Source organism: Pseudorhodobacter sp. (assembly GCF_030452865.1).
In the GTDB taxonomy this organism is placed as follows: domain Bacteria; phylum Pseudomonadota; class Alphaproteobacteria; order Rhodobacterales; family Rhodobacteraceae; genus Pseudorhodobacter.
The window spans coordinates 1-7,386 of sequence record NZ_JAKDLJ010000167.1 but is presented as its reverse complement, the minus strand read 5'-3'; the positions used below and the strand labels follow the sequence as shown (position 1 = coordinate 7,386).

The following is a 7,386-nucleotide window of genomic DNA, read 5'->3' as shown; positions in this document are numbered from 1 at the left end:
GAGCATACGATCCAATGCATCTCCAACCTTGCGCAGATCGAGCGGGGGGAGTTGCTGGAGGAGTTGCCGATCACTTCGGAAATCCTCAAGGCCGGGGTCAATCGCAGGGTGATTTATGTTGCGCTGTTGCTGCATGACATCGGCAAAGGCCGCCCCGAAGATCACGCGATTCTGGGCGCGCAGATTGCCCGCAAGGTTGCGCCGCGCCTTGGCCTCAATGCGGAAGAATGTGAAACCGTGGAATGGCTGGTGCGCTATCACCTGCTGATGTCGGATGTGGCACAAAAGCGCGATCTTTCCGACCCGCGCACCGTGCGCGATTTTGCCAAGCTGGTGAAAACCCGCAAGCGACTGGATCTGCTGTGCGTACTGACCACCTGTGATATTCGCGGCGTCGGGCCGGGGACATGGAACAACTGGAAAGCGATGCTGCTGCGGCAGTTGTACCGCGACACCAAGACCGCGCTTGAAGGTGGGTTGGAGACTCTGAACCGCGAAAACCGCGCCGATGCCGCGAAGAAACTTCTGCGGGAGGCGCTGCCAGAGTGGGATGCGAAAGCGGTGCGGGCAGAGCTTGCACGCCATTACCCCGCCTATTGGCAAGGACTGCCGACCGACACGCAAAAAGTCTTTGCGCGGCTGCTGCAAGGGATTTCAGACAGTGAGATTCGCATTGACCTGCATCCCGACGCTGACCGCGATGCGACCCGCGCCGCCTTCGTTCTCGCCGATCATCCCGGTATCTTTTCCCGCCTTGCGGGGGCGCTGGCGCTGGTCGGTGCCAATGTCGTCGATGCGCGGACCTATACCTCCAAGGACGGCTTTGCCACGGCGGTTTTCTGGGTGCAGGACAGCGAAGGGCATCCTTACGAATCCTCTCGCCTGCCGCGTCTGCGGTCCATGATCGACAAGACGCTGAAAGGCGAGGTCATCGCGCGCGACGCCTTGAAAGACCGCGACAAGGTGAAGAAACGCGAACGCGAATTCCGCTTTCCGACGCATATCACCTTCGACAACGAAGGTTCTGAAATCTATACGATCATTGAGGTCGACACCCGCGACCGCCCCGGCCTTCTGTATGACCTGACGCGCACGTTGGCGGCGAACAATATCTACATTGCCAGCGCGGTGATTGCGACTTTTGGCGCGCAGGTCGTCGACAGTTTCTACGTCAAGGACATGTTCGGCTTGAAACTGCACACCAAAACCAAGCAAGAGGCGCTGGAACGCAAGTTGCGCCAGGCCATCACGGATGGCGCCGAAAGGGCCAAAGCATGAAACCGATACGGCTGGTCAGCGGTTTTCTGACCGTAGGGGGCTGGACGCTTGCCAGCCGCGGCGTCGGCTTCGTGCGCGATGTGATGATGGCAGCCTATCTTGGCACCGGGCCGGTGGCAGAGGCGTTCCTGATTGCCTTTTCCCTGCCGAATATGTTTCGCCGCTTTTTCGCCGAGGGTGCGTTCAACATGGCCTTCGTGCCGCTGTTCGCCAAAAAACTGGAGGCGGGGGAGGATGCGCAAGGCTTTGCCCGTGATGCGTTTTCCGCCTTGGGCGCGGTGCTGATCCTCTTTACGATCATTGGCACCATCGCGATGCCCTGGCTGGTCTGGGCGATGGCATCCGGCTTTGTCGGCGACGCGCGGTTTGACCTTGCGGTGACCTTCGGCCGGATTTCGTTTTCCTACATCCTGTTCATCTCACTCGTCGCACTTTTGTCAGGGGTGTTGACAACTTTGGGGCGTTTTACCGAAGCCTCCTTTGTTCCCGTCCTGCTGAACCTGATCTTCATCGCGGCGATGCTGATGGCCGCACAGGCGGGATGGGATATGGGGTTGACGCTGGCCTGGACGGTGCCGATCACCGGGGTCGCGCAATTTGCCTTTGCCTGGTGGTGGGCGCGGCAGGCCGGCTTTACCCTGACGCCGCGCTGGCCCCGCATCACGCCGGAACTGAAACGACTGGCGATGATCGCGGCCCCTGCGGTGCTGGCGGGAGGGGTGGTGCAGGTGAACCTTCTGGTCGGGCGACAGGTCGCGAGCTTTACCGAAGGGGCGGTGGCATGGTTGACCTATGCCGACCGGCTTTATCAACTGCCGCTGGGCGTCGTCGGCATTGCGATTGGCACCGTTTTGCTGCCCGATCTGTCGCGCCGTCTGCGCGCGGGCGATGAAAGCGGCGGGCAGGACAGCTTCAACCGAGGCACGGAATTTGCGTTGGCACTGACGCTGCCTTCGGCGGTCGCGCTGGTGGTGATCGCCAGACCGCTGATTTCGGTGCTGTTCGAACGGGGGGCGTTTGCTGCCTCTGACACCGCACCAACCGCGCTGGCACTGGCAATCTACGGCTTGGGCCTGCCCGCTTTCGTGATGCAGAAAGTTCTGCAACCGTTGTATTACGCCCGCGAAGACACCCGCCGCCCGTTCCACTTCGCGGTGCTTTCGATGGTGGTCAACCTCGCGCTCGCGGTGGGGTTGCTGCCGCTGATCGGCTTCTCCGCGGCAGCTTGGGCCACCAGCGTTTCCGCCTGGGTCATGGTCGCGCAGCTTTGGTACGGCGCGCGGGCAATGGGTCAAGCCGCGCGTTGTGATAGCCGCCTGCGCCAACGCGCCCCGCGCATCTTTGCAGCTTCCGTGTTGATGGGGGCGACGCTCTGGGGCATGGCCGCGTTGCTGCAACCGGCGCTGCATGAAGCGGGTTGGCGCTATGGCGCGCTGCTGTTGTTGATCCTGTCCGGGATCGTCAGCTATTTCGGCTTCGGCGGGGTGATCGGCGCGTTCAGCCTGTCGGAATTCAGGCGCGCGCTCGGTCGCAAAGGTGACTGACCACGCGGGATCACTCCCGCCCTTCGTTGACGCTGCCGCGTCGCCTCAGTGTTGGGCCGGGCCGCGAAAGGCGCCCTTACGGGCTGTTTCGCGGCGACACCGCCCGATTTCATCTTGGTCCAAATACCTCAAAACATAACCAAACCACTCAACATTGAGCTTCAGGAGCCCACCCAACACCGCAGAGTCTTCGTAGAAAATTGTGACCCGAAGGGTCAACGCAAAATGTCGACCGAGAAATCGTTCTTTAACCACACCGCATGGGCCGGGAGGCCCGGTGCAAACTGTCCAAAACCACAAGCATCGGTCAGGACCGCCGCCGGATAGGTTGTCGCCATCGCCAGCGCCTCCGCCAGCCCTATGCCAACATCATTGACCATCACCGACAACGCCTTTGGCATATCCAGATCCGCCCCGGCAAGGCTGCCATTTTCCAGCGTCAGCCGACCGTCACGCCGCAGCACCCGGCGACCGTTCAGCGTAAATTCGGTGATCGAGGAACCAACCGTCGACATCGCATCCGTCACCAGAAACAGGCGCCCCGGACCGCGCTTGGCGGCAAGGGCGGAGCGGATACTGGCGGGATGGACGTGGATACCATCGGCAATCAACCCCACGCTTACCGGGCCAGTATCAAGCACGGCGCCGACAAGCCCCGGCTCGCGGCTACCAAGCGGGCTCATCGCGTTGAACAGATGTGTTGCGACGCGCGCGCCCGCCGCAAACCCCGCACTGGCGTCGGCATAGCTGCAATCGCTATGGCCGAGCGAGACAATGACGCCCGCTTTGGTCAAAGCGGCAATCTGCGCCGGTGTCACGCTCTCGGGCGCCAAAGTCATCATCAGGTTTGGCAAACGTCGCGCCGCCGCACAAAGCTGCGCCAGATCATCTGCCCCCATCGGGCGGATCAGCGCCGGGTCATGCGCGCCTTTGCGAGCCTGCGACAGATGCGGGCCCTCGAGGTGCAACCCGATGATCCCCGGCACCTTTTGCGCAATCGCCGCCTCCACCGCCTCAATCGCGGCGGTGGTATGTGCCGGCGTGTCGGTGATCAATGTTGGCAGGATCGCCGCTGTTCCGGTGCTGGCATGGGCGCGGGCGATGGTTTCCAGCGCCGCCACCGTCTGATGATCGTTGAACATCACCCCACCGCCGCCATTGACCTGCAAGTCGACAAATCCCGGCGAAATGGTGCCGCCATCCAACATCACGCGGGCAGCGGGATCAGTCGAGTCCACCGCCGCGATGCCCCGAAAGACCCCATTCTCCAGCAGCAATGCCATGCCGTGATGCAAGGTTTGGCCGTCAAAGATATCGGCCCCGACAAAGGCTTTCATGCTCATATCGTTTCGGTCACTTTTTTCAGATGGCGCGGCGCGTCCGGGTTGATGCCGCGCGCCAAAGCTACTTTTTCGACCATGGCATAGAAGGACACGATCAGCGCGATCGGGTCAGTCAGGGCATGACCGCTGCGAATCGTCGGCAGGACTTGCGCGGTTTTGGCGGTGTCGGAGGTCACAAACACCCGCGCGCCTTTGGCCGCCATTTCATCGGCAACGGTGACAAGCGGTGCTTCCGCCTCATCCGCCGCCGCAAACGCAATCACCGGAAAACCGCCGTCAACGATGGAGACCGGGCCATGCAACACCTCCGCCGAGGAGTAGCTTTCGGCGTGCAACTGGCAGGTTTCCTTGAATTTCAGCGCCGCCTCGTTGGAAATGGCATAGGCAGGACCGCGCCCGAGGCAATAGAGCGAATGGCGATCCGCCAGCACAATGCCCGGCATATCCCAATCGGCATGGGCGGCGCGTTCCAGCACCGCCGGCAGGTCGCGGATCGCTGTCAGCAATGCCTCATCACCCTTCACCTCCGCGAGCAGCCAGATTGCGGAAACCACCGATGTCACAAAGGTTTTCGTCGCCGCCACTGACAACTCCGGCCCGGCATGCAACCCCAGAACATGATCGCTGACCCGCGCCAGATCGCTGTCAGCGTTATTGGTCAACGCCAGCGTCAACGCGCCAGAGGAACGGGCCGAGCGCGCCATTTCCACAATGTCCGGGCTTTTGCCGGATTGGGACACCGACAGACACACCGAACCGCCGAGCCGGATGTTGCGATGATAGACCGAGGCCACCGACGGCCCGATGGAGGCCACGGGGATACCCAGCAGCAACTCGCTGCAATACTTGAAATAAGTCGCGGCATGATCCGACGAGCCGCGCGCGACTGTCAGCATGAAACCGGGATTGCGATCGCGCAGCGCGCGCGCGGTATGCTGCATGTCACCCGCACCATGGGTCAGCAAACGGTCCACGGCTGCCGGGATTTCCAGGATTTCCTGTCGCATCTTCGTGTCACTCTGGGTCATCATTTCAATCCTTGGCAAGGCGCAATTCTGCGACGAAGTTATAGGCATCCCCGCGATAGAGGGAACGGGTGAATTCCGCGACGCGACCATCCGTCAGGTAGGAGATCCGCTCAATCCGCAAACCCGCCGCACCGATGGCCACGGCCAGCAGGCCAGCATCTTCTGCCCCCAGATTGATCGCGGAAATCTTTTGCGTGGCCCGCACCGGGCGCAGGCCGCGGGCGTCCAGCAATTCATAAAGCGAGACCTCAACAATCAGCGGATTGGGCAGGATGTCCACCGGCAATGACGCGCGTTCAATCGCCAAGGGCTGACCATCGGCGCTGCGAAGGCGGGCGATGCGGGACACGGAATCGTCGGGATGCAGGCCCAGAACCTCCATTTCCTCCGCCGATGGCATGAACAGCCCACGTTCCAGCCAGCGCGCGGTTGCAACCTTGCCGCGTCGGGCCATGTCTTCGGTGAAGGAGGTCAGCCGCGACAGCGATTGCTCGATCTGCGGTGCCAGATTGGAGACAAAGGAGCCGGAGCCTTGTTTCTGCACGATCAACCCTTCGTCCGCCAAAAGGCTGATTGCCTTGCGCACGGTGACGCGGCTTAGATCGGTGATCGCGGCAATCTCGCGCTCCGGTGGCAGAGGGGCGCCGGGGGGCAGGATACCTTCTGCGACAGCGGCACTGATGCGCTTGTGAAGCTGCACATAGCGCGGGCCAGCCCCTTGTGCCAACCAGCTTTCGGGGGCAAGGAATGCCGCAATTGTCATCCGCCTTGCCCCCGCGCGTAAGCCGCTTTGGCCAGTTGCAACGCGCCTTGCAGGGCCGAACCCCGCGGCGGGTGCAGCGCGGCGCGGGCCTGATCAGACAGAAAACCCGCATAATGTGGGCCGATCCCCCCGGTCAGACACAGCCGGTCCCCCGGCCGCAAGCCGAGAACGCCCAGCGCAGAGGTCAGGTAATCCGCACCGCGCTGCATCAATGCAACCCCGCCCGCATCCGCCGCCTTTGCCGCCGCGACAACGGCAGGTGCGAAGCCTGCGTAATCCGCAGGGCGCGCAGTGGCGGCAAAGCCGACGATCTGCGCGGGGTCATTGTTGAACCCCGCAAAAATGCTGCGGGTCAGATCGCAGGGCGGCACCAACCCGTCATGGCAGAGCAGAACCCGCTCCAGCACCGCGCGACCCAACCACGCGCCGGAGGCTTGATCCGACACCTGAAGCCCCCAGCCACCAATATGGGACAAGATCGCTTCCCTGCGCCCTGCGATGATCGTGCCGGTCCCAATGGCGATCAGCACACCGTCATCCGCGCCCAGCGCGCCTTCAAGCGCGATCAGCCGATCCTCCGACACCGTAATATTGGTGAAAGGCAACGCCGCCGCCACCCGCGCTGCAGAATCGGAGGCGAGAACCCCGGCAAGCCCGACGTGAACCCACGCACCAGCCAAATCCGGTCCCGTCAGATCCAGCTTGCCCGCCGCGACATCCAGCGCCGCGCGCACATTGCGGATTGCCAGATCGAAATCAGAGGTGGCATTGGCCGGACCGCCGACACCTTCGGCCAGCAGCTTGCCGCTGACATCGGCAATCGCGACGCGGCAGCCCGTTCCGCCACCGTCACAGCCAATCAAGAAGGGCAGCATCTCAATTCCCATGTAATACCTATATACTACCTTTATTTCAGAATAAAGATCATCTGTGATGATTTCTCCTTCAATTTGGCAATGTTTACGACACCCCGCGGTGAAGAAAGAAATTGTAGACAAGAGGTATCGAATAGGTATTAATAAAAGCAGCAGGGGGAATCACATGACCGCAAGCGGGCAGAGCAGACATATCGACCGGCTGCCCGCCGCTGTCGCACTGGAACTGATGCTGGCATCACAGATTGCCGCAGCGCAAAGTGTTTCAACCGCGCTCCCCATGATCGAACTGGCGGCAAAGGCGGTTGCGGTAACGCTTCGCGCCGGGAAAACCGTGATCTACGCGGCGGCGGGAAGTTCTGGGTTGATGGCGCTTGCCGATGCAGCGGAACTGCCAGGCACTTTCGGTATTTCGCCGGATCAGATCCGCATCGCGATGGCAGGCGGTATTCCGGTTGATGCAAGGATGCCCGGCGACACCGAAGATGAAACTGGCAGCGCCGAGGCTGTGGCCGACCGGATCAACGCGGGCGACGCCTTGATCGTGCTGTCAGC

General features: G+C 62.0%; 6 protein-coding genes and 1 pseudogene. 3 read left to right on the top strand and 4 right to left on the bottom strand.

Annotated elements, in window-relative coordinates:
• On the top strand, positions 1-1,278 hold a 1,278-nt coding region (locus tag L0H65_RS10935; protein ID WP_301458975.1), incomplete at its 5' end, for an HD domain-containing protein.
• Positions 1,275-2,822, top strand: a complete 1,548-nt coding sequence (murJ, locus tag L0H65_RS10930; RefSeq protein WP_301458974.1) for a murein biosynthesis integral membrane protein MurJ — start codon at positions 1,275-1,277, stop codon at positions 2,820-2,822. The genes L0H65_RS10935 and murJ, both read left to right, overlap by 4 nt.
• A gap of 215 nt (positions 2,823-3,037) precedes the next feature.
• On the opposite strand, the gene nagA is transcribed toward murJ, so the two are convergent.
• Genes nagA through L0H65_RS10910 form a run of 4 tightly spaced genes read right to left on the bottom strand, consistent with a single transcriptional unit; the run spans position 3,038 to position 6,831 of the window.
• Positions 3,038-4,165, bottom strand: a complete 1,128-nt coding sequence (gene nagA / locus L0H65_RS10925; RefSeq protein WP_301458973.1) for an N-acetylglucosamine-6-phosphate deacetylase — start codon at positions 4,163-4,165, stop codon at positions 3,038-3,040.
• Positions 4,162-5,193 carry an SIS domain-containing protein gene (locus L0H65_RS10920; protein ID WP_301458972.1) on the bottom strand — a complete coding sequence of 344 codons (1,032 nt, stop codon included), beginning with the start codon at positions 5,191-5,193 and terminating at the stop codon, positions 4,162-4,164. The genes nagA and L0H65_RS10920 overlap by 4 nt, the downstream gene beginning before the upstream one ends.
• A gap of 4 nt (positions 5,194-5,197) precedes the next feature.
• Complete coding sequence (locus L0H65_RS10915) at positions 5,198-5,956, bottom strand: GntR family transcriptional regulator (protein ID WP_301458970.1); 759 nt, start codon at positions 5,954-5,956, stop codon at positions 5,198-5,200.
• Positions 5,953-6,831, bottom strand: a complete 879-nt coding sequence (locus L0H65_RS10910) for a BadF/BadG/BcrA/BcrD ATPase family protein (protein ID WP_301458967.1) — start codon at positions 6,829-6,831, stop codon at positions 5,953-5,955. Before L0H65_RS10910 ends, L0H65_RS10915 begins: the two co-directional genes overlap by 4 nt.
• A gap of 166 nt (positions 6,832-6,997) precedes the next feature.
• Between L0H65_RS10910 and L0H65_RS10905 the strand changes: the two are divergent.
• Positions 6,998-7,386, top strand: a pseudogene (locus tag L0H65_RS10905) (N-acetylmuramic acid 6-phosphate etherase); the annotation flags it as partial.